The 21,941-nt window shown below is 44.3% G+C and carries 22 protein-coding genes, 1 tRNA gene and 1 other annotated feature; of the genes, 3 read left to right on the forward strand and 20 right to left on the reverse strand.

Annotated features, from left to right (window positions below; translation table 11 throughout):
- Nucleotides 1-159: 159 nt before the first annotated feature.
- The 8 genes from ddcA to ilvB all read right to left on the reverse strand — a co-directional run bounded on the left by ddcA (nucleotide 160) and on the right by ilvB (nucleotide 9,316).
- The gene (gene ddcA, locus MOB98_RS00915; RefSeq protein WP_268363053.1) at nucleotides 160-1,164 is read right to left on the reverse strand and encodes a DNA damage checkpoint antagonist DdcA; all 1,005 of its coding nucleotides are present in this window, start codon (nucleotides 1,162-1,164) and stop codon (nucleotides 160-162) included.
- Between the two features lie 118 nt (nucleotides 1,165-1,282).
- Nucleotides 1,283-1,882, reverse strand: a complete 600-nt coding sequence (leuD, locus tag MOB98_RS00920) for a 3-isopropylmalate dehydratase small subunit (protein ID WP_268362601.1) — start codon at nucleotides 1,880-1,882, stop codon at nucleotides 1,283-1,285.
- 12 nt (nucleotides 1,883-1,894) lie between these two features.
- Nucleotides 1,895-3,313 (reverse strand): 3-isopropylmalate dehydratase large subunit, encoded by a 1,419-nt coding sequence (gene leuC, locus MOB98_RS00925; protein ID WP_268362603.1) that lies wholly within the window; start codon nucleotides 3,311-3,313, stop codon nucleotides 1,895-1,897.
- A 50-nt stretch (nucleotides 3,314-3,363) separates the two neighbouring features.
- Nucleotides 3,364-4,461, reverse strand: a complete 1,098-nt coding sequence (gene leuB, locus MOB98_RS00930; protein WP_268362606.1) for a 3-isopropylmalate dehydrogenase — start codon at nucleotides 4,459-4,461, stop codon at nucleotides 3,364-3,366.
- Nucleotides 4,462-4,481: 20 nt separating this feature from the next.
- A complete protein-coding gene (locus tag MOB98_RS00935) occupies nucleotides 4,482-6,038 on the reverse strand; it encodes a 2-isopropylmalate synthase (RefSeq protein WP_268362607.1) in 1,557 nt (518 codons plus the stop codon).
- The gene (ilvC, locus tag MOB98_RS00940; RefSeq protein WP_003222549.1) at nucleotides 6,025-7,053 is read right to left on the reverse strand and encodes a ketol-acid reductoisomerase; all 1,029 of its coding nucleotides are present in this window, start codon (nucleotides 7,051-7,053) and stop codon (nucleotides 6,025-6,027) included. Before ilvC ends, MOB98_RS00935 begins: the two co-directional genes overlap by 14 nt.
- 23 nt (nucleotides 7,054-7,076) lie before the next feature.
- Nucleotides 7,077-7,595 (reverse strand): acetolactate synthase small subunit, encoded by a 519-nt coding sequence (gene ilvN, locus MOB98_RS00945; RefSeq protein WP_003222543.1) that lies wholly within the window; start codon nucleotides 7,593-7,595, stop codon nucleotides 7,077-7,079.
- A complete protein-coding gene (ilvB, locus tag MOB98_RS00950) occupies nucleotides 7,592-9,316 on the reverse strand; it encodes an acetolactate synthase large subunit (RefSeq protein ID WP_268362610.1) in 1,725 nt (574 codons plus the stop codon). The genes ilvN and ilvB overlap by 4 nt, the downstream gene beginning before the upstream one ends.
- Nucleotides 9,317-9,438: 122 nt before the next feature.
- Nucleotides 9,439-9,685, reverse strand: a binding site (T-box leader).
- 445 nt (nucleotides 9,686-10,130) lie between these two features.
- Here ilvB and MOB98_RS00955 point away from each other — a divergent pair.
- Nucleotides 10,131-10,457 (forward strand): hypothetical protein, encoded by a 327-nt coding sequence (locus MOB98_RS00955; protein ID WP_268362613.1) that lies wholly within the window; start codon nucleotides 10,131-10,133, stop codon nucleotides 10,455-10,457.
- Between the two features lie 183 nt (nucleotides 10,458-10,640).
- Nucleotides 10,641-11,096 carry a GNAT family N-acetyltransferase gene (locus MOB98_RS00960; RefSeq protein WP_268362614.1) on the forward strand — a complete coding sequence of 152 codons (456 nt, stop codon included), beginning with the start codon at nucleotides 10,641-10,643 and terminating at the stop codon, nucleotides 11,094-11,096.
- Nucleotides 11,097-11,261: 165 nt separating this feature from the next.
- Here the strand turns inward: MOB98_RS00960 and MOB98_RS00965 are convergent, their stop codons facing one another.
- Entirely contained in the window at nucleotides 11,262-12,524 is a 1,263-nt protein-coding gene (locus MOB98_RS00965; protein ID WP_268362616.1) for a Kelch repeat-containing protein, read from the reverse strand.
- Nucleotides 12,525-12,748: 224 nt separating this feature from the next.
- On the opposite strand from MOB98_RS00965, the gene MOB98_RS00970 reads away from it, so the two are divergent.
- Nucleotides 12,749-13,579, forward strand: a complete 831-nt coding sequence (locus MOB98_RS00970) for a YsnF/AvaK domain-containing protein (protein WP_268367073.1) — start codon at nucleotides 12,749-12,751, stop codon at nucleotides 13,577-13,579.
- Between the two features lie 62 nt (nucleotides 13,580-13,641).
- Here the strand turns inward: MOB98_RS00970 and MOB98_RS00975 are convergent.
- From MOB98_RS00975 to sdhA, 11 genes are all read right to left on the reverse strand, one after another.
- Nucleotides 13,642-13,715 (reverse strand) — tRNA-Arg (locus tag MOB98_RS00975).
- 144 nt (nucleotides 13,716-13,859) lie between these two features.
- A complete protein-coding gene (locus MOB98_RS00980; protein WP_268359118.1) occupies nucleotides 13,860-14,369 on the reverse strand; it encodes a metallophosphoesterase in 510 nt (169 codons plus the stop codon).
- A gap of 14 nt (nucleotides 14,370-14,383) precedes the next feature.
- Complete coding sequence (locus MOB98_RS00985) at nucleotides 14,384-14,980, reverse strand: XTP/dITP diphosphatase (protein ID WP_268359115.1); 597 nt, start codon at nucleotides 14,978-14,980, stop codon at nucleotides 14,384-14,386.
- Between the two features lie 12 nt (nucleotides 14,981-14,992).
- Nucleotides 14,993-15,730, reverse strand: coding sequence for a ribonuclease PH (gene rph / locus MOB98_RS00990; RefSeq protein ID WP_268359113.1), 738 nt, complete (start codon nucleotides 15,728-15,730; stop codon nucleotides 14,993-14,995).
- Between the two features lie 110 nt (nucleotides 15,731-15,840).
- Nucleotides 15,841-16,941, reverse strand: a complete 1,101-nt coding sequence (gene gerM, locus MOB98_RS00995; RefSeq protein WP_268359112.1) for a spore germination protein GerM — start codon at nucleotides 16,939-16,941, stop codon at nucleotides 15,841-15,843.
- Nucleotides 16,942-17,054: 113 nt separating this feature from the next.
- Nucleotides 17,055-17,873: a glutamate racemase gene (gene racE, locus MOB98_RS01000; RefSeq protein WP_268359110.1), complete on the reverse strand. Its 819-nt coding sequence runs from the start codon at nucleotides 17,871-17,873 to the stop codon at nucleotides 17,055-17,057.
- A gap of 7 nt (nucleotides 17,874-17,880) precedes the next feature.
- Nucleotides 17,881-18,321, reverse strand: a complete 441-nt coding sequence (locus MOB98_RS01005) for a MarR family winged helix-turn-helix transcriptional regulator (protein ID WP_003222521.1) — start codon at nucleotides 18,319-18,321, stop codon at nucleotides 17,881-17,883.
- Nucleotides 18,322-18,555: 234 nt separating this feature from the next.
- Nucleotides 18,556-18,780 (reverse strand): spore germination transcription factor GerE, encoded by a 225-nt coding sequence (gene gerE / locus MOB98_RS01010; RefSeq protein WP_003184172.1) that lies wholly within the window; start codon nucleotides 18,778-18,780, stop codon nucleotides 18,556-18,558.
- A gap of 115 nt (nucleotides 18,781-18,895) precedes the next feature.
- A complete protein-coding gene (locus MOB98_RS01015) occupies nucleotides 18,896-19,339 on the reverse strand; it encodes an acyl-CoA thioesterase (protein ID WP_268359107.1) in 444 nt (147 codons plus the stop codon).
- 59 nt (nucleotides 19,340-19,398) lie between these two features.
- Nucleotides 19,399-20,160: a succinate dehydrogenase iron-sulfur subunit gene (sdhB, locus tag MOB98_RS01020; RefSeq protein ID WP_268359105.1), complete on the reverse strand. Its 762-nt coding sequence runs from the start codon at nucleotides 20,158-20,160 to the stop codon at nucleotides 19,399-19,401.
- Nucleotides 20,161-20,162: 2 nt separating this feature from the next.
- Nucleotides 20,163-21,923 (reverse strand): succinate dehydrogenase flavoprotein subunit, encoded by a 1,761-nt coding sequence (gene sdhA / locus MOB98_RS01025; protein ID WP_268359103.1) that lies wholly within the window; start codon nucleotides 21,921-21,923, stop codon nucleotides 20,163-20,165.
- Nucleotides 21,924-21,941: the final 18 nt, after the last annotated feature.

Genomic DNA, 21,941 nt, shown 5'->3' on the forward strand with positions numbered 1-21,941 from the left:
CCAACAAAAACAAAGCTGCCAAAGATCAGAATCATTATGTATAGATGTGAATAATGAACTGTAAAGCCTGTCCAACCGTATTTCTTATAACCCGTTATACACAAATACAACCATTATATTATAACATAACACATACCGCTTTCAACTATATGGCGCGATTTACAAATAAGAAATTTCTTCAATATCTTTTATCATTGTGCACGCTTCGTCGAGTTCTCTGTCGGTAAACTCATACATCATATGAAGTTCTTCTCTTTCAATTTCAATCCCGTGCATCTCGTAACCGACTTTATGCAGGGCAGCCGCCCAAAGATCGGCCGACAGCAATTTTGGCTGGAACGGATATAAAACGTACAAATGTCTTCTCCACAGTTCTTCTACTGCCGCATATAAAGTAGGGTTTTCATTTCCGAGCGTCTCATCCAGAACCCTGAGAACGCGGTGCAAAATCGGCGCAGCATCTGGAGGGACAATTTCAGACGGTTCAATTGTCATCGACTCGCCAAATTTCGTAATATGCACAGGTTTGCTATACTCGTGCTCCGCCAATAGCATGACAATCATCGTTTTGATAATCGGATGAGCTGACGGGTCTTGAAGAATTGTCTTCAGCAGTCCTGTATACTTCGCTACATTGCGGTCTTTTAAGGAATGAATTAAATTCATTTGCTCCTCAGGGCTTGCCAGCACTTTCTCCGTGTCAATTGTATCCTCATACTCCTCGGCCCAAGCCTCGTCTTCACGATCCGGATCGGTCATTTTACGGCTGAAATCAAGCAGCTTATAAAATTGCTCGGCACTTTCCGCAGGCAGCTGGTTTTCTTCCAAAACGGCTTCAATCGTGCTTTTGACTTCATCGTATTTTTTGAGCTGAATTAAGATGGTCATGTACACCTGCAAAACGGTAAAGTAATGGCCGTAGCCTTCTTTAAGCATCTTCTCGCACACGCTTTTTGCCTCTTCCAATTCGCCCAGCTCTAAAAAGCAGATGGCCATCCCTAAGTGAAGATCAGATTCAGTATCATCATATTTCATCGCTTCCGAAAACAGCTCAAGCGCTTCTTGATACTTTTTTTCCTTCAGTGATGACATCCCTTTTTCCACAAGACGGTCTTTTAGATGAGGAAAAGGAATAATTTTTGCGTTCTTCTTGTCATGCGTCATACCTATATTCCTTTCAGGCATTTATTTTGTTCAAGTGTATCAACACCTGTGAACAAACACAAGAAATGAAAGGTTTCATCAGGCAAAAAAAGCTGCCGGACAATTGCCGGCAGCTTTTTCAGGCTTGAAGCCAAGAGCTTCTCTGTGATTCAAACCGCTTGATTTCATCTTCAAGCAAGAGCGTTAATGAAATTTCATCATAGCCGTTGATAAGCATCTCTTTCCAATGCGGATCAACTTCAAATGAAATTTGATTGCCTTCACTATCATGAATAAGCTGATTCTCAAGATCAACAGTCATCTGCAGTGACTGGTTTTCATACTGGCCGACAAGCTTTTTCCAATTGTCATATGGCATGCGAATTGGCAGCATACCGTTTTTAAAGCAGTTCTGGTGGAATATATCAGCAAATGACGGCGCAATAATGATTTTAAATCCATAATCATCAAGCGCCCACGGAGCATGTTCACGTGATGACCCGCAGCCGAAATTTTCTCCTGCTATTAATATGGAAGCGCCTTGGTAAGCTGGCTGATTTAATTCAAATTCAGGGTTCGGTTCACCGTTCGCATCATATCTCCAGTCAAAGAATGCAAATCGGCCATAGCCTGTTCTTTCAATTCTCTTCAAAAATTGTTTAGGAATAATCTGGTCTGTGTCAACATTGATACGATTTAATACGGCTGCTTTCCCCGTATGTGTTTTCAAAGGTTCCATCTCGCGCACTCCTTACACAACTGTTTTTTCCTGATAAAACTTTCTGACATCAACGAAGTGTCCGTGAATGGCGGCCATCGCAGCCATTGCCGGGCTGACGAGATGTGTTCTTGCCCCTTTTCCTTGTCTGCCCTCAAAGTTACGGTTAGAAGTGGACGCACAGCGCTCTCCCTCAGGAACAACGTCATTATTCATGCTTAAACACATGCTGCAGCCTGATTCTCTCCATTCAAATCCAGCTTCCAAGAAAATTTGGTCCAACCCTTCTTTTTCAGCCTGAAGCTTTACGCTTTGGGATCCGGGAACGACGATGGCTCTTACGCTGTCCGCTACCTTCTTCCCTTTGATCATACCAGCAGCCTGACGTAGGTCAGTCATGCGGGAATTTGTGCAGGAACCGATAAATACGTGCTCCACTTTGATGTCTTCAATTTTCTGATGAGGAGTCAGCCCCATATATTCATAAGCGCGAATCGCTTCTTTTTTGTCATCTTCCGCGGAAAAGCTTTCCGGCGCAGGAATTTCAGAATCGACAGGAAGAACCATTCCCGGGTTGATGCCCCAAGTCACCATAGGTGAAATTTCGTTGCCGTTAAGGACGATAGATTTATCATAAACAGCGCCCGGGTCTGTGCGCAGCGCTTTCCATTCCTCTACTGCCTTGTCAAATTCTTCGCCTTTTGGCGTGTACTTGCGATTTTTGCAATATTCAAATGTCACCTCGTCAGGTGCAATCAAACCTGCTCTCGCCCCTGCTTCAATTGACATGTTACAAACGGTCATCCGCTCATCCATCGTCATATTTCTGAATACTTCCCCAGTGTATTCAATGACGTAGCCAGTTCCGAATTTCACACCGTATTTGCCAATGACAGCAAGAATGACATCCTTTGCCGTTACCCCTTTTTGAAGCGTTCCGTCTACACGCACTTCAAGTGTTTTCGGGCGCTGCTGCCAGAGTGTCTGTGTGGAAAGGACATGTTCAACTTCACTCGTCCCGATTCCGAATGCAAGAGCGCCGAATGCGCCATGTGTTGATGTATGGCTGTCGCCGCATACAATCGTTTTCCCTGGAAGGGTTAATCCCAGTTCAGGGCCGACGACATGCACAATCCCTTGGTCTACACTGTGAAGATCGGCAAGGCGCACGCCAAATTCTTCACAGTTTCGTTCAAGTGCCGTCACTTGGCGTTTCGCCACTTCATCCTTTATCTCAAAGCGATTGACAGTTGGGATGTTGTGGTCCATTGTCGCAAATGTATTCTGGGGTCTTCTGACCTTTCTTCCCTTTTGTCTCAACCCTTCAAATGCCTGAGGAGACGTCACCTCATGAATAAGATGCAAATCAATATAGAGAAGATCCGGTTTTCCCTCACCATGTTTTACAATATGCTGATCCCAAATCTTTTCGATGATTGTTCGAGGCATCATCTTTTGTTTCCTCCCTCTACCTATGAACTAAGACCGCTTAACGTAAGCTGTCACACATTAGAAATAGTATTTTCACACATTATTGCTGCCTTAACTTCCTCTGTAATGGCCTGAGTGCTGCTGAACTCTTCGCCTCGTGCCAAGTCTCTTGTTCTTTTTCCGGAAGCCAATACTTTGTTAACCGCATCTTCTACAGTTTTCGCTTCCTCTTTGAGCCCGAAAGATGTTCTCAAAAGCATTGCCGCTGACAATATGGCCGCGAATGGATTTGCCATCCCTTTGCCGGCTATGTCAGGCGCGGAGCCATGAACAGGCTCAAACAGATGAAGACCTGAGCTTGATAGGCTGGCTGACGGGAGCATTCCGAGTGAGCCTGTAAGCATGGACGCTTCATCGCTTAAAATGTCTCCAAACATATTTTCAGTCACCACGACATCAAATTGATTTGGTGCATAAATCAGCTGCATGGCCGCGTTATCCACAAGCATGTGCTCCAGCTTCACATCAGGAAAGTCTTTTGCAACGTCCTCAGCCACTTCACGCCACAGTCTGCTTGATTCCAGAACGTTTGCTTTATCAACAGAGGTTACTTTTCCTTTTCTGGCTGCTGCCATTTTAAAGCCCTCTCTGATCACGCGTTCAATTTCCGTCCGCTTATAAAACAGCGTGTCTACCGCTTCCTGCTCACCTTCAGTGTTTACATAGCGTTTGCTCGGCTGGCCGAAATACAAACCACCTGTCAGCTCACGGACGATAACAAAATCAACGTTATCAATATATTCTTTTTTCAAAGGCGAAGCGTCAGAAAGGCTTTCAAACACCTTCACAGGACGTAAATTAGCAAACAAATCAAGCTGTTTTCTGATGTTGAGCAGCCCTTTTTCCGGTCTCAGCTCCGAAGGGTTTTGATCCCATTTCGGTCCGCCGACAGCGCCAAGCAATATAGCGTCTGCATTCTTACAAGCCGCAACGGTTTCCTCCGGGAGGGGATTGTTATGTTCATCAATCGCTGCCCCTCCAATTAGGCCATATTCAAATTCAAATTCATGATTAAATCGTTCGGCAACACTTTTCAGTACGTCTGTCGCTGATTCTAATACTTCAGGGCCGATCCCGTCTCCGGGCAATAGAGCAATACGTTTCTTCAAGTTAACCGTTCTCCTTTCTTTTATGATCCGACAGCTGTATGGTTTTTCAGTCCGCTCATATTCGATTGGAAAACCAATTGACGGTTGACTGCGTTCAAATAGGCTTTCGCTGAAGCTTCCAATACGTCTTGCGCTATGCCCCGCCCTGCTGATTCTTTTCCATTCACCAAAACTCTTACATACACCTGGGCAAATGCGTCTTCGCCTTTTCTATTGGATTGAATGCGGTAGTCCAAGAGCTCCACGTCTTTATCAATGCAGCGCTCAAGCGTGTTGTAAATTGCTTCCACGCTCCCGGCTCCAGTTGCTGCTTCCTGAATTAGCTCTGCGTTTTCTTGATTTTTCAAAGAAAGCGTAGCCGTAGGAACCTGGCTTGTTCCGTAATGCACTTGCAGGGAAAGAAATTCATACCCAATCTTGCGGTCTGTTACTTTTTCTTCTAAAATAAGAGAAACAAGATCCTCATCAGTAATTTCTTTTTTCTTCTCAGTCAACTCTTTGAACATCGTAAAGAATTTATTAATCTCGTCACTATCAAATTGGAATCCTAAAGCCGTCAGCCGGTCTTTAAATGCATGGCGTCCGGAATGTTTTCCCAGGACAAGCGCATCTGCTGTTACACCGACAAGCTCCGGTGAAATAATTTCATAAGTGGACTTTTCTTTTAAGAAGCCGTCCTGATGGATGCCTGATTCATGAGCAAAGGCATTATCGCCAACAACCGCTTTATTACGCGGAACAGCCATACCTGTCAGCTTGCTTACTAAATCGCTTGTACGCTTAATCTCGTTCAATGTAATGCCTGTTTCAACTTGATAGAAATCTTTTCTGATATGAAGGGCGACGGCAATTTCCTCTAATGCCGCATTTCCGGCTCTTTCACCGATGCCGTTCACAGCACATTCAATTTGATCAGCGCCATTTTCAATGGCGGAAAGAGAGTTTGCGACTGCCATTCCCAAATCATCATGACAGTGGGCCGAAAGCTTTGCTTTGTAAATGTTCGGAACGTTTTCCTTCATATATTTAAAGATATTTCCGTATTCCGCTGGAGCCAGGTAGCCGACCGTGTCTGGAAGATTGATAACACTGGCGCCTGCGTCAATGACTTTCTCGACGATTTCTGCTAAAAACGGCAGTTCAGTCCGACAGGCATCTTCAGCTGACCATTGCACAACGGGAAAGCGCTCTTTTGCGTATTTCACCATTCCAACTGCTCTTTCTATCACTTGCTCACGAGTCATTTTCAGTTTGTGTTTCAAATGAATGTCCGATGTGGCAATAAATACGTGAATTCTTGGTTGAGCGCCATCCTTTAACGCTTCCCAAGCGGCATCAATATCACCTTTTACGCAACGGGCAAGACCAGTCACTGAACAATTTTTAATGGTTCTCGCAATTTCCTGAACAGCTAAAAAGTCACCTCGGGACGAAGCGGGAAACCCCGCTTCAATGATATCTGCCCCGAGTCTTTCGAGCTGCTTAGCTATGGCAAGTTTCTCCTGTGTATTTAAGTTCACGCCAGGGGACTGTTCACCATCACGAAGCGTCGTATCGAAAAAATTAATTTTGCGCAACGGAGACCACCGCTTCCTTCTTCTTGCCTTGTTTCACAAACGGCATCATTTCACGAAGCTTTCTTCCCACCACTTCGATTTGATGTTCGTTCTCGCTCGCATTGATGGCGTTGAAACGAGGACGGTTTACTTGGTTTTCGACGATCCACTCTTTTGCGAATGTACCGTTTTGAATATCTTTTAATACTTCTTTCATAGACTCTTTTACTTTAGCATCAACAACGCGAGGCCCTGATACGAAATCCCCCCACTGTGCTGTGTCAGAGATTGAATATCTCATTCCTGCAAGTCCTTCTTCGTACATAAGGTCTACGATTAATTTCAGCTCGTGCAGACACTCAAAGTATGCAAGTTCAGGCTGATAACCCGCTTCAGTTAATGTTTCAAATCCAGCTTTTACCAGAGCGCTCAATCCGCCGCAAAGAACTGCTTGCTCACCGAACAAATCTGTTTCTGTTTCTTCCTTAAATGTTGTTTCCAAAACGCCCGCTCTTGCGCCGCCAATTCCTTTTGCATATGCAAGGGCTTTGTCTCTTGCTTCTCCCGTCACATCTTGATAAATCGCGAACAATGCCGGTACGCCAGCACCTTGCTCGTATGTTCTTCTTACCAGGTGTCCCGGGCCTTTAGGCGCTACCAAGAATACATCTACATCTGCCGGAGGAACAATTTGATGGAAATGAACGTTAAATCCGTGAGCAAACACCAATGATTTTCCAGCTGTCAATTCATCTTTAATTTCAGCTTCATATACTTTTTGCTGCTGTTCATCAGGAAGCAAAACCATGATGATTTCAGCTTGGGCTGCCGCTTCTTTTACTGAAAATACTTTATGACCGTCTTCTTGAGCCTGAGTGAAAGATTTTCCTTGTCTAACACCGACGATCACGTCAACTCCGCTTTCTTTAAGGTTCAGGGCATGTGCGTGGCCTTGTGAACCGTATCCGATAACCGCTACTGTTTTTCCAGCCAATACGTTCTCTTTGATATCACCGTTATAATATACTTTTACCATTTCAATCTCTCCCTTGTTATGTTTTATACAATTGATATTGTTTTATTGGATGACGCCTTTTGCTGGGTTCCCCTCGCAAAAGCCGTTGTACCTGTTCTCGCGATTTCTTTAATGCCATAAGGTTTTAACAATTCAATAAGCGCTTCAATTTTGTTAGATTCGCCTGTCACCTGAACAACGATGCTGTCTCTGCTGACATCAACAACAGAGGCTCTGAACGGTTCTATGATTCCATTAATCTCTGATCTCGTTGACGGTGCGGAAACGACCTTGATTAAGGCCAGCTCCCTCTGGACAATCGATTGATTTGTGATGTCTGTGACTTTTAGCACATCAATCTGTTTGTTGAGCTGCTTTGTCAGCTGTTCAACATCATTTTCTCCTTCAACGTGAACCACAAAGGTGATTCTGGAAACGCCGGTTGTTTCTGTGTGTCCAACTGTAATGCTTTCAATGTTGTAATGTCTTTTTGTAAATAGACCGGTGATCCGGTTTAACACACCGGAACGGTTCACCACAGTCAATGTGATAATTCTTTTCAAGGTTTCACCCCCACCATTTCATGCAGCCCTTTCCCCGGAGCCACCATCGGGAATACTTTTTCTTCTCTGGCCACCCGCACGTCAATAACAACAGGTTCTCTTGAAGTTAATGCCTCTTCCAGCTTTTCTTTCGCTTCCGCTTCTGATGAAATTCTCATGCCTTTAATGCCATATGCTTCTGACAATTTGACAAAGTCAGGCTGAGAAGCGAATTTAGATTCTGAATAGCGTTCTTCATAGAAAATTTCCTGCCACTGTCTGACCATTCCGAGACAAGCGTTATTTAAAATCACGACTTTGACTGGAAGATTCAATTCGCGAATGACATCAAGTTCTTGGAGCGTCATTTGAAAACCGCCGTCTCCGAGAACTGCCACAACAGTAGCATCTTTATCAGCCAGCTGTGCGCCGATCGCTGCCGGAAGGCCGAATCCCATCGTTCCAAGTCCGCCTGATGTGACCCATCTATCTGCTTTTTGGAAAGGATAAAATTGGGCTGACCACATTTGATGCTGGCCGACATCCGTTGCGACAATGGCTTCTCCATTTGTAAATTGATGAATATATTCAATCAATTTCTGAGGTTTAAAACCCTCTTCTTCATTATCTACATACCAGAGCGGGTACTCTTCTTTCCATTCGGCGAGCTGTTTTTTCCATTCGCTTGAATCGCTTTGTTTGCCGTCTTGTTTGATCAGCTCCTGCAGGACAATTTTGCTGTCTCCGACTACAGGAATCTGTGTTTCCATGATTTTTCCGATTTCAGCCGGATCAATATCAATGTGGGCAATCTTTGCGTTTCTCGCAAAATGCTTCAGGTTTCCGGTGACGCGGTCATCAAAACGGGCGCCGATACTGATTAATAGATCACAGTCATGAAGGGCCATGTTCGCTGTATAAGTGCCGTGCATACCCGCCATTCCTAAGAAAAGCGGATGGTCTGCCGGGAATCCCCCGAGCCCCAACAGGGTGTGTGCCACAGGGATTTGCTGCTGTTCGGCATAATTTTTTAATTCTTCTGACGCTTTTCCGTGCAGTACGCCCGCACCAGCCAGGATTACCGGTTTCTTTGCGCTGCTTACTGCTTCCACAAGCTTGCGGATCTGCAAATAATTCGGCTCTGTTGTCGGCTGGTAGCCCGGGAGATTCATCTCGTGATCGTAGCTGAATTCTCCTTCAATTGTTGCTACATCTTTCGGAATATCAATCAATACAGGTCCGGGTCTTCCAGTTGTTGCAATATGGAACGCTTCTTTAATGATGCGCGGCAGATCTTCCGGCTGGCGAACCTGGTAGCTGTGTTTTGTCACCGGCATGGTAATTCCTAAAATGTCCGCTTCCTGAAATGCATCGCTGCCGATAACGGAGGTCGCTACCTGTCCTGTAAAGACAACTAATGGCAATGAATCAATCATGGCATCCGCAAGGCCTGTAACGAGGTTTGTTGCCCCCGGTCCTGACGTGGCAATGACGACACCCGGTTTTCCAGATACTCTTGCGTATCCTTCCGCTGCATGAATCGCACCTTGTTCGTGACGGGGAAGGATATGCACCATCCCAGAATTGTAGAGCTTATCATAGATTGGGAGTACTGCCCCGCCCGGATAACCGAATATCATTTCTACTTTCTCTTTTTTTAATGATTCAATCAGCATTAATGCTCCGCTCATCGTCTGTGTACATTTGGCAGATGCTGAATCCACATGTACATTAGTCCCCATTTTTAGTTCCTCCTTTTGGATTTTCATCCTCTAAAGATCATCTTTACATTAGCTAGATGGCTGATTATTCAATAAAAAAAGCCCTTCCGCCCACAATCAGCCGCGCAGTGAATGCGATAGCCAAAAGGGGCGAAAAGGCTCTTCTTTCCGCGGTACCACCCTTGTTTACGGCCTGTCATACGGCCGTCTCATGGATATTTCTATCCGCTTTAATAACGAGTGAATCAAGTCCACCCGGCCAAGTCCTACTATGGTTTCAGACTGGCACTCTGAGGCGAGTTCACCTTGTAAAGCTTCGCCGGTTCTCAGCTAACCCGGTTCTCTGTGGAAAACTTCAGCAAGGCTACTTATCCTCATCTGCGCTTTTCATATTCAGTATTCCGAAACAGTTTTTCAGCTGTTCAAGAATAACTTTTGTTCAGATTTTTTAAGGATCGAATTACGATCAATGTGTTTGTGAAGCTTGCGTTTATCTTTTGTTGAACTCATATTACGCCGCTTTGGACGCAGTGTCAACAGCATTTTTTAAAATTATTAGACAATTTTGATTAATCAATCTATATTGTATACGCTTTCATTATTGGTACATAGGCAATTGCAAATGTTAAAAGTTTTTATAATTTTTTTATTAATCTATCAATAATACACCGGAATTTTTCAATTCGATATAAATATGGCATATTTTATAACACACTATCATTCACATATCCATTGCAGCCTGACGGATCATCTTGCAAACCATTTCAATACGGAAAGGCACTTCGTTTAGTCCCCTGCATACATTAATGATATCTTGCAAAGAAAAGGTGATACGATGAATAAATCATTAGCTGACATCCAAGGGTTCCCCGCAGGCTTTCCCAGCTTGCCGCAGCCATTTTATCCGGCGGCTTCTGGCTTTTATCAGCAAGGCTTTCAGCCATTTGGAGGCTTTGGATACGGACAGCCGTACGGCCAAGCATACAGTCCGCTAAGCACTCCCTCTGCTATGTACTCCTCATTTCCATATGCTTCAGGATTTTACGGGCAGCAATTTGCAGGTGCTGGCTATAGCGCCCATGGCGGCGGTTTCAGTATACCGGCAACGCACACCGGAGGATTCAGCGGAGCAGCCGGTGTACACGGAGGCTTTAGATATTAAAGAATACCACAAGGGCCGAACATCTATTTCGGCTCTTTTTTTGCTTTGAAACGTCTAATCATTCTAAAGAATAATCCCACTGTCAGATTTTCTGTCTTTCTATTTGGAAACAGAACGGAATATGATTAAGATGAAATGAAAATACATTCTGCAAATCAACAAGTTTCTGAGGAGGAACTAGAATTGTATATAAAAACAGATGATTTAACTGGACATCAAGTGATCTCACTTGTGAAGGAGCATTTACATAGCATGACACTCATCTCCCCGCCAGAAAGCATTCACGCCTTAGGTTTAGAAAGACTCAAAGAGCCTGAAATCACATTTTGGAGCGCATGGGAGGGTGATGAACTAGCCGGCTGCGGAGCGCTTAAAGAACTGGACAACCGGCATGGAGAAATCAAATCAATGCGGACGTCTGCATCCTTTTTAAGAAAAGGCGTTGCCAAACAGATTCTCCAGCACATCATAGAGGAGGCTGGGAAGCGAGGCTATGAGCGGTTAAGCTTGGAAACGGGTTCAATGGCTTCATTTGAGCCGGCAAGAAAATTGTATGAAAGCTTCGGTTTTCAGTACTGTGAACCTTTTGCAGACTATGTTGAAGATCCGAACAGTATGTTTATGACGAAGAAATTGTGAGGCGTTTTTTATGAGGATAGATACGTGCAGGGGAGGATTTCTTATCTATCCTATATATAATCTAATTCCCCAAAAATTTAATTGAGAAAAAGCACTTAACAAAATCGGTTATTGCTTTATTATACAAAAACCATCCAGCACTGCACTGGATGGTTTTTGTATGAATTATTTATATTTATTTACTTCATACATCAAAATGTTCTTAAACACAACATAATCCTTTTTACTTTCAAAAGGCCCTTTGTTGTTGTCATGCTCATCAATTTCATAAAAGCCTGGTCCCTCTCCAGCATCACGTTGCTTGTACCATTTTAGGAACCCGTTCACTTCTTTCATGGGAAGCTGATACTCTTTTTGCAAACCGTTTACCATTGTGATAACTAGGAGAGCGTCTCCGTCTTCTGCTGAATTATCCTCAGAAGGATCAGAAGGTGTTGTTGATCCTTTATCCTTATCTCCCGGACTCTCCTCCGAATCGAATGGTATGTTTAAATCCTTTAATGAAATTGACATAACTGATTTAAAATTAGAGGCTGCATTTCCAGTAAAACTGGATGTTTCCTCTCTTCCACCGATTACGTAAAGAGTATCATCAATAATGGCAGAAGAATGAGCCATTCTGTATGGGGCTTTAGGGTTTGTTACTGCTGTAACCGATTGACTTTTAGGATCGTACACCTTAATTCGGTTTACACCTCCTGTCATCAGTATTTTTCCTTTATAAACAAGCGCAGAATAATATCCTGCTGTAAATCCTTTACCATTTTTTGTCCAGCTATCTTTTTCTGGATCATAGACATAAACAATTTGGGGAATTAATTGCGTTCCGCCAAGGATATATAGTTTATTATCGATAACCGCTGTAGAAGCCGCAGTTGCTTCATAATCTAACTTCTGTTTTTTCTCCCATTTCTTCGTTTCGAGATCGTAACTGTAAGTGGTTGCATATGAGTTATTTTCATAACCTACAACATAAATTTTCTTTCCAATAGCTTCTGCATAAATCTTATAAGCTGGAACCTTTTTTTCAAAAGGAAGATCATCCAATTTCTCCCACGTATCTTTTTTTGGATCATATGCTTCTATTGTGTTGACAGCTCCATCGTTTGACATTCCACCCATGACATAAATTTTACCCTCAACTGTAACAGTCGCAGCTCCTCCCCTCTCTGTGGGCATGTCGGCTTTTTTTGTCCATTCATTTGTTTTAGGATCGTAGACAAACGTTTGATTCCCATAAGTACCTTGTTTTTGCGTCCCGCCACCAATCACATATATCTTTCCATCTACTACACTGCTGCTTGCACCGACACGCGGCTCAGGCAAATCTGCTCTTTCTTTCCATTCAACCGTTTCCGCGCTAACTGTCTGGAGCGATTGACATAGCGTAATAACGAATAAGAAAAAAACAATGAACCACTTTTTCAAAAGAAAACACTCCTTTTATTAAATTGTTTTACTTAACAAATATCGGCATAACTATGAATTTTTTCATATCATTTCCGGAATATTCATTTTTCAGGAAATTCATAGAATAAAAGATTTGCTCTGAAAAAACACGAATGTTTTCAATTTTGTTTATTTTAAAAAGCAGCGGGAATTACAAACGACATGAACGATAAAATGTAAAATTGATAAAGGAGGAGATTGATATGAAAAGCATAGTTGGTGTATACGAAACTCCGCAGGAAACAATCGCAGCAATTGAAGGCTTATTAACAAAAGGGTATGATTCTGACGACATTTCTGTTGTGACAAGCCGGCGAGATACAGATTATCTTGAATCACGAACAGGAACAGAAGTCAATCAAGCCATCGATGCACATGAGGGCGATTCTGAATCTTTTTTCGATAAACTGAAAGATTATTTCACAATGGATGATACTGCTGCACACAGCAAAGCATTATCAGACTTGGATATTAAAACCGATGAAATAGACAAGTATCAAGAGGATTTGGATGACGGGAAACTTCTGGTAGCCGTCGATACAGATGCAGATGCAGATGTAAATGCTCCTATCGATAACGGCAATGCCCTTTCAGGCGCTTTTTCAAGCACAAATGAAATGGCGGATTATACAACGAAAGAAGAAAAAACGATGCCGCTCCGGGAAGAACAGCTGAAGGTCGATAAGGAAGACGTTCAAACCGGTGAAGTAGAGATAGGAAAAGAAGTGAAAACAGAAAAAAGAGATATGGACATTCCTGTGAGACATGATGAAATTTATGTCGAACGCCGTCCAGTGGATGAAAATAAAGCCGATGCTTCTCCCGTCAACGATTCGGAAGAGATTAGAGTTCCAATCGTTGAGGAAAAGCTTGAAGTGACTAAAAAACCGGTTGTCACTGATGAAGTGGTTGTCGGCAAACGCACTGTTGAAGAAAATGAACATATTTCTGAAACGGTGAAGAAAGAAGAACCTCGCCTGAATAAAGAGGGAAAAGTTGACGGCTTGGATGATGATACGTTAAATAACAAATAAAAATTATAAACCGACAACAAAAAACCTCAAATCCTTAAGGATTTGAGGTTTTTCTTTTGGTACGTCCCAGGAGAGATTCGAACTCCCGACCGACGGCTTAGAAGGCCGTTGCTCTATCCAGCTGAGCTACTGGGACATGTTTTGTTTTTTGTTTTTTGTTTTTTGTTTTTCGCTTTAACTATCAGCGACAAGATTTATTATATATGGGATGCAACAATAAGTCAACGGTTTTTTTAGAATTTTTTTCATGAGGAAGAAAATTTTCTTCCTCATGACATTTTCATAGTGTAACCCGGTTTTGCAGATCCTCAATTTCATGGCCTGCTTGGTCGTAAAAACGCACTGCCGCAGCATCATTTTCTAATGTCAGTATAGCATAGCTTTCTGTCCTGCGCACCCTAGGAAGCCGGATGCTGCCTGGATTAATCATCAGTTTTCCGCGCAGCACTTCGCTTCCCGCGATGTGCGAATGGCCGAAACAGATAATATCCGCTCCTAGCTCCTCTGCACGATAGTATACGTTTAACAAGGTCTGTTTTATACCATGAAGGTGGCCGTGCGTGACCAGTATTTTTTTTGAACCGGCAGTCAGAAGAAGCTCGTCCTTAAAATCGCCGGCAAAATCACAATTGCCTTTGACAACCGCATAAGGCTCCAATGCCGGATGCCCGGTATCAAGCTCAGAGTCTCCGCAATGAATCATGAGATCAACTTCTGTTTCATGTCGTTTCGCGATGGTTTGGAGTTCTTCTTCAAGGCCATGGCTGTCACTGATAATCAGCACGTTCATTACAAGGTTCCCCCTTATGCCTCCAAAAGCTTAGCCAGCTTTTTAAGCGCGTCAGCCCTATGGCTGATTTTATTTTTTTCATCACTTGTCAGTTCGGCCATCGTCTTATCTTTATCTTTCACAATGAAGATTGGGTCATAGCCAAAGCCGTATTCTCCTCTGGGCTCATCAGCGATATATCCTTCCACATGGCCTTCGACTGTTTTTGTTTCCTCTCCTGGGATACTCACAGCAAGTGCGCATCGGAAACGGGCCGTGCGCTGTTCTTTTTCGATCCCTTTCAGCTCGCTGAGCACTTTATCGATATTTGCCTGGTCGTCTTTCTGCTCCCCTGCATAACGGGCTGAATAAACCCCGGGTCTGCCGCCAAGATTATCGATGGATAGACCGGAGTCGTCCGCAATCACCATTTTGTTCACTGCTTTGGCAACAGCTTCTGCTTTCAGTATGGCATTTTCTTCAAACGTATGGCCTGTTTCCTCAATTTCTTCTGTGAAGCCAATTTCAGCTAAAGATTTGACATCATAGCCTTTTGGCTCAAGGATCTCTTTAAATTCCTTCACTTTTCCCAGATTATGTGTCGCAATAATTGCTTCTTTCATGATGATCAAGCCTTTCTGTCTTTATTTCAGTTCTGGCAGAGAATCACCCAGCACTTCTTTTTGCTTGTCAATCAGCTCCTGAATGCCTTGTTCCGCAAGACCGAGAAGACCGTTTAGATCCTCCCTTGAAAAAGTCGCCTCTTCCCCGGTTCCCTGCAGCTCCACAAAGCGGCCGCTGCCTGTCATAATGACATTCATGTCAACTTCAGCGGAGGAATCTTCTTCATAATTTAAATCTAACAAAATTCCCTGCTCCTTATCAATTCCGACAGAGATCGCAGCAAGAAAATCAGTGATTGGGTTTGTCTTGACCGTCCCCGCTTTGATCAGCTTGCCAACCGCAATCGCCATGGCAAGAAATGCACCTGTGATGGAAGCTGTTCTTGTTCCGCCATCTGCCTGAATGACATCACAGTCAATCCAAATCGTCCGTTCACCGAGCTTTTCTAAATCTACAACTGCCCGAAGCGCGCGGCCGATCAGGCGTTGAATTTCCATTGTTCTGCCGGAAATTTTCCCCTTAGAAGATTCTCTGATTGTTCTTTGGTTTGTTGCCCGCGGCAACATGCTGTATTCAGCAGTAATCCAGCCTTTTCCCCCGCCCCGCAAAAACGGCGGCACGCGATCCTCAACAGACGCGTTGCAGATTACTTTTGTATTTCCCGCTGTTATTAGAACAGAACCTTCCGGATGGCTGATAAAATCCAAATCGAATGTGATTGGGCGCAGCTCATCATGTTGTCTTCCGTCATGTCTCATGTTTTACCTCCGATTGTATGTACATAAACCATTTTTGTCCCGGAATTGAATAAAGAAAGAGGCAGCCGGAACGCTAACCTCTTTCTTTCTAGTATATCAAAAATCCCAATTTAAAAACTACCCGTATTCACTTGAGAAGGTCTGGAGACCGGTTCTGTGAGCTTTTCGCCTTTTTCATTTACAAGCTCTGATTTTCCGTTCACTTTAACAGAGACGCTTTTTACTTCCGGCTGTTCTGTTAACGTTAGCACAATGCTGTTCAGTACTTCTGAAGAAATCATCTTCGTCTTTTCATCAGCGCTGCCGAATATAGATTGATTGAAATCTAACGTCACACGCCCATCTTTGATTTTCGGCTTGCTGACCAGCTTTACGTCTTCACTAAAATCCGTTAACAGCCCGCTCACCTTGCTTGGGCCTTTGGCCAATTCATTGATGGCTGCTGTAATGTCGTCTTTTTCCGAATTGTCGATTCGTTTCGTCACCGGCACGTAGTATTCACTGTCTTCGTTTTCCGCCAAATAGTAGACTGTCAGCGGGTGGGTCGCAGTGAGATCATTTACACCGGCAGTTTCTAAATTAATGCCGTCTTTGCGGCTTAAATCATCTGAGATCGGCGTTCCTCCCACAGGCATCTCCTTCAGTTCATGCCCGTTGATTCTCAGCTTCACTTTATCTATCGAACTGAATTGCGTCAGCGTCCACGTCACAGATTGAACGATTTTCTGTTCGTCTTCTTTCTTATAATTTTTGAATTCATTAGAGAAATCAGCTATCGCAGTCCCATCTTTTTTGATGTCAACGTTAACGGTTGTGTCAGCCGGCAATACAGCTCTGAAGCCATTCGGGAGAATTTCTGACACAGGACCGCCCTGTACGAGGTATTCAAGCGCCTGCTTGGCCGTGCTCTCACTTTTCGGAAGAGGCAGCGTTTGCGCAACGACATACCCGTTTTTATCAATGAGATAAAGCTCCCTCATGACAGTAGATGAGGCTTGATCCGCTTTTGCGGTATCACTTTTTTTACTTTCTGTTTTTTCGGCTGCTGTTGTATTTGAATTGGCACCCGCTTCATCGTTCACGAATGTAACGTCTTGAGGCGGATCAATTTCCTCGGCCGCCTTATCAGATTGAAACAAACCGCATCCGGATAAAAGCAAGGCAGAGGTGAGACAAGTGGCACCAATGACTGCAGGTCCTTTTTTCAGCATACTTTTCCCTCCTAAGGATGTTTGTACTATTATGTATACGAGCCTCTTTAGGAAATAGACCGAAGAATTCCGGCAAAACAGAAAAAACCCGCAACATACCGTTGCGGGCAAAACTATCTTCTAATCGGTTCTTGCAGTGAGATGCATTCCACATGGCCCACCTCATGGCCAAACCAATCGTCCGCGATTTTCGCAAACTGATCACGTTCTCCTGTTGTCAGGAACTGATGGTCCGGGGCAAACGGGGACTGATTCAGCAGCCCTTTATATGAGAGAATCGTACTGACTTCCCGGGCTGTTTCATCGCCGGACGAAATGATGTTTACGTGCTCTCCCATATATCGCTGAATGGCATCTTTTAAAATCGGATAATGGGTACAGCCTAAGATCAGCGAATCAATCGATGTGTCTTTTAACGGATGCAGCGATGCTTTGACAATCTCGTCTGCTGTTTTGTCGAGAAACTTCCCGCTTTCCACAAAAGGCACAAGCAGAGGACAGGCAAGGTTCTCAACCTTCAGGTCAGGATTTAATGCCAAAAGTGCCTCTTCGTACGCATTGCTCTTAATTGTATTCTCTGTGCCGATGACACCGATATGCTGATTCCCCGTCACTTTTATCGCTGCTCTCGCACCCGGCTGGATCACTCCGACCACCGGTATGCCAACGCTGCGCTGGATGTCTTCTAATGCGATCGCTGTTGCTGTGTTGCAGGCGATCACGAGCATTTTGATATGGTGGTTTTCGAGTAAATAATTCGTCAGCTCCCACGTATATTGAAGCACTTCTTCTTCAGGACGCGGACCGTATGGACACCGTTTTGTGTCCCCAACGTAGATAATATTTTCTTTTGGTAGCTGTCTCATGATTTCCTTTGCAACGGTTAAACCGCCAACCCCGGAATCAATGACTCCTATTGGTTGCTCCAACAAAATCGCCTCATTTTCTCTTCATTTCATGCTGCAGTTTCATCAATGATTTTTCGAAGATGGCTATTTCTTCATCTGTAAACGTTTCGAACATATCACGCAGATATTCCTGTCTTTTTGTAATGACCTCTTGGATAATCCGTTCTCCTTCAGGCAGCAGATGTATCCGGACAACACGTCTGTCGGCCGGGTCCTTGACCCGCTCGACAAGCTCATTTTTTTGCATGCGGTCGATTAAGTCCGTTGTCGTGCTGCATGCCAAATACATTTTGCCAGATAGTTCGCCGATTGTCATATCTCCTAATTCATAAAGCCATTGCAGGCCGACAAATTGCGGCGGCGTAATCGCATATTGATTAAGGATTTCTCGTCCTTTTTGCTTAATGATCGCGGCAATGTGGCGGAGTGACTTTTCAATGTCCGCAACATGCTCCAAAGGTTTTGATGTCATTTGTCCATCCCTCACTCAAGGATCTCTTACGCAGAAAAGCGTTCCGTGTCTATTTTCCTTCTTTTTTGAAGAAAATGCAAGACTCGCGGGAGAGAAAACAGAGGACTTTAGGCAAACAACATGACGTATAAAAATTCGGTTCACACTTGGCCATCTAAATTCTGCATGGCTCGAACTAACCGAACAAACAGCAATAACCGGCTCCTTCCTGAAAAGAAGGAATACCGGCAAGGATTAAAGCTCTAGCTCACCCATTCTAAGAAGCTCAACAACGGCTTGCGAACGCCCTTTCACACCCAATTTCTGCATGGCATTTGAAATATGGTTTCGAACGGTTTTCTCACTGATAAATAGCTCGCTTGCAATCTCCTTTGTTGTCTTATCTTGAACGAGCAATTCGAACACTTCTCTTTCTCTTTTCGTTAGCAGCGGCTTCGATTGAAATTCTTTCTCCTTCAAGTATTGTAACCCTCCTTGCTAAGGTGAGAGCGAATCAGAAACGAATGGGTTTTGATATAGTCGAGATATCATATGTAAGAAGGGCGCAGGAGGTGACGTTTACAAAAGAATTAGTTTATCGTGTATGGAGAAGCGTTTCTTTTTCTTCATCCGTCCAGCTGACAGCCTTGCCGTTTTCCTTGGAGATTTGGACCATCACGACTGCTCCGGTGAAGCAGGGCTCGCCCTTGCTGTTTTCTCCGAGATAATGCAAGGTAAGTGATGAGCTGCCGACGGCACTTGTTTTCACATAGATGCGAAGCTCTTCATAAGGCATGACTTGGCGCAGATAATCGCATTGCTGGCTCGCCACGACTGTCATGGTCTGTTTGTTTTGATTCATCATGTTCAGCCTTTTAAAATAAGAAATCCGTGCCTCCTCAAAATATATAAAAGGGGTTACATTATTCATATGGCCAAACATGTCCGTCTCGGAAAATCGCACGGATACTTCATTAAAAAAAGAAAAGGACGCTTTCCATTCTTGAAACGGCATATCAATATATGCGGGAAGCTTCATCTTTACTCATCTCCTTATTGTTAAAAAAACCTCTCCCATGCGGAAGAGGTTTTTTCTTCTTAGACTCTGTCGCTTCCGAAGAAATTGCGGAACGCTTGTAAGTTTGTATCTCTGTTTAAGGCTGCAATTGAAGTGGTGAGCGGAATGCCTTTCGGACAGGATTGAACGCAGTTTTGCGAGTTGCCGCAATCTGCAAGGCCGCCTTCATCCATCAATGCTTCTAACCGGTCAGATTTATTCATGGCGCCTGTCGGATGTGCGTTAAACAGGCGGACTTGAGACATCGGTGCCGGTCCCATGAACTTCGATTTGCTGTTCACATTCGGACAGGCTTCGAGGCATACGCCGCACGTCATACATTTTGACAATTCATATGCCCATTGACGGCGTTTTTCCGGCATTCTCGGTCCCGGTCCTAAATCGTACGTACCGTCAATCGGTATCCATGCTTTTACTTTTTTCAATGAATCAAACATTCTGCTGCGGTCGACCTGTAAATCACGCACGACTGGGAATGTTTTCATTGGTTTTAAGCGGATCGGCTGTTCAAGCTGGTCGATAAGTGCCGTACAAGACTGGCGGGGCTTTCCGTTTATGACCATTGAACATGCGCCGCATACTTCTTCAAGACAGTTCATATCCCATGTAACAGGGGTTGTCTTTTCACCTTTCGCGTTAACCGGGTTCCGGCGAATTTCCATCAGAGCGGAAATGACGTTCAGGTTCGGGCGGTATGGAATCTCAAATTCTTCATCGTAAGGCGTGCTGTCGGCTGTATCTTGACGTGTGATAATAAATCGTATGGTCTTTTTCTCACTCATGATTATTTCGCCACCTTCTTCTTCGAGTAATCCCGTTTCCGAGGCGCTATCAGAGAGACATCGACATCCTGATACTCAAATTCTGGCGCTTCATACGGGCTTACATGTTTAGCCATTGTTGTTTTGAGCCATTCATCATCATTACGTTCAGGATAATCCGGTTTATAATGGGCGCCCCTGCTTTCATTGCGGTTGTAAGCGCCAAGGGTAATCACCCTCGCAAGCTGAAGCATGTTCGAGAACTGGCGTGTGAACATTGCCCCCTGGTTGCTCCATTTTGTCGTGTCATTGATGTTGATCTTTTTAAACCGCTCCATTAATTCCTGAATTTTGTCATCCGTTTTCAAAAGCTTGTCATTATGGCGGACAACCGTTACGTTCGCCGTCATCCACTCACCGAGCTCTTTGTGAAGAACATAAGCATTTTCGGTTCCGTCCATACTCATAATCTCAGCCCATTTTTCTTCTTCTTTTTTGACGTGAGCGTCGAATAAAGATGAAGACATGTCTTCTGCAGAAGATTCTAAGCCGTTTACATATTTCACCGCATTCGGTCCAGCCACCATTCCTCCGTAAATTGCGGAGAGCAGGGAGTTTGCTCCCAAACGGTTGCCGCCGTGCATAGAGTAATCACATTCTCCAGCTGCAAACAGCCCAGAGATGTTTGTCATTTGATCGTAATCCACCCATAAACCGCCCATAGAATAATGGACCGCCGGGAAGATTTTCATCGGAAGCTTCCGCGGGTCGTCTCCCATGAATTTCTCATAAATCTCAATGATACCGCCAAGCTTAATGTCAAGCTCTTTCGGATCTTTATGAGACAGATCGAGATACACCATGTTTTCGCCGTTAATGCCGAGCTTCTGGTTTACACATACATCAAATATTTCGCGTGTCGCAATATCACGCGGCACCAGGTTTCCGTAAGCCGGATATTTTTCCTCCAGGAAATACCACGGTTTACCGTCTTTATATGTCCACACGCGTCCGCCTTCACCGCGCGCTGATTCACTCATCAGTCTTAGTTTGTCATCACCCGGTATGGCTGTCGGGTGGATTTGAATGAATTCTCCGTTTGCATAATACGCTCCCTGCTGATAAACGATTGATGCAGCAGATCCTGTATTAATCATGGAGTTAGTTGACTTTCCAAAAATGATTCCCGGTCCGCCCGTCGCCATAATGACAGCGTCAGAACGGAAGGATTCAATTTGCATGTTTGTCAGGTTTTGCGCCACAATTCCGCGGCAGGTTCTGTCATCATCTAATACAGCGCCAAGGAATTCCCAGCCTTCGTATTTTGTGACCAGACCCGCAACTTCGTATCTGCGCACTTGCTCGTCCAGTGCGTAAAGAAGCTGCTGCCCCGTCGTCGCACCCGCATAAGCTGTTCTGTGGTGCTGTGTACCCCCGAATCGGCGGAAATCAAGGAGCCCTTCAGGCGTCCGGTTAAACATAACGCCCATCCGGTCTAATAAGTGGATGATCGAAGGCGCCGCTTCACACATCGCTTTGACTGGCGGCTGGTTGGCAAGAAAGTCTCCCCCATATACCGTATCATCAAAATGTTCCCACGGAGAGTCACCTTCCCCTTTTGTATTGACCGCTCCGTTTATGCCGCCTTGCGCACAAACTGAATGAGAACGTTTGACAGGAACGATGGAAAACAGCTTAACCGCCATTCCTGATTCCGCTGCTTTAATTGTCGCCATGAGGCCGGCAAGACCCCCGCCGACTACGATAATGCTTGATTGACTCATGATAGCCCCTCTCCCTCT

The organism is Bacillus sp. N13C7, from assembly GCF_026790065.1.
GTDB lineage: Bacteria > Bacillota > Bacilli > Bacillales > Bacillaceae > Bacillus.

What these genes read in the sequence shown, in the direction of transcription:
- MOB98_RS00955 (WP_268362613.1), top strand. Translation starts at nt 10,131, where the DNA reads ATGAATAAATCATTAGCTGACATCCAAGGGTTCCCCGCAGGCTTTCCC.
- sdhA (WP_268359103.1), bottom strand. Translation starts at nt 21,923, where the DNA reads ATGAGTCAATCAAGCATTATCGTAGTCGGCGGGGGTCTTGCCGGCCTC.
- ddcA (WP_268363053.1), bottom strand. Translation starts at nt 1,164, where the DNA reads ATGACGCATGACAAGAAGAACGCAAAAATTATTCCTTTTCCTCATCTA.
- MOB98_RS00970 (WP_268367073.1), top strand. Translation starts at nt 12,749, where the DNA reads ATGAAAAGCATAGTTGGTGTATACGAAACTCCGCAGGAAACAATCGCA.
- MOB98_RS01015 (WP_268359107.1), bottom strand. Translation starts at nt 19,339, where the DNA reads ATGAAGCTTCCCGCATATATTGATATGCCGTTTCAAGAATGGAAAGCG.
- leuC (WP_268362603.1), bottom strand. Translation starts at nt 3,313, where the DNA reads ATGATGCCTCGAACAATCATCGAAAAGATTTGGGATCAGCATATTGTA.
- gerM (WP_268359112.1), bottom strand. Translation starts at nt 16,941, where the DNA reads ATGCTGAAAAAAGGACCTGCAGTCATTGGTGCCACTTGTCTCACCTCT.
- ilvC (WP_003222549.1), bottom strand. Translation starts at nt 7,053, where the DNA reads ATGGTAAAAGTATATTATAACGGTGATATCAAAGAGAACGTATTGGCT.
- rph (WP_268359113.1), bottom strand. Translation starts at nt 15,730, where the DNA reads ATGAGACATGACGGAAGACAACATGATGAGCTGCGCCCAATCACATTC.
- MOB98_RS01005 (WP_003222521.1), bottom strand. Translation starts at nt 18,321, where the DNA reads ATGACATCAAAACCTTTGGAGCATGTTGCGGACATTGAAAAGTCACTC.
- MOB98_RS00980 (WP_268359118.1), bottom strand. Translation starts at nt 14,369, where the DNA reads ATGAACGTGCTGATTATCAGTGACAGCCATGGCCTTGAAGAAGAACTC.
- sdhB (WP_268359105.1), bottom strand. Translation starts at nt 20,160, where the DNA reads ATGAGTGAGAAAAAGACCATACGATTTATTATCACACGTCAAGATACA.
- ilvB (WP_268362610.1), bottom strand. Translation starts at nt 9,316, where the DNA reads ATGGGGACTAATGTACATGTGGATTCAGCATCTGCCAAATGTACACAG.
- leuD (WP_268362601.1), bottom strand. Translation starts at nt 1,882, where the DNA reads ATGGAACCTTTGAAAACACATACGGGGAAAGCAGCCGTATTAAATCGT.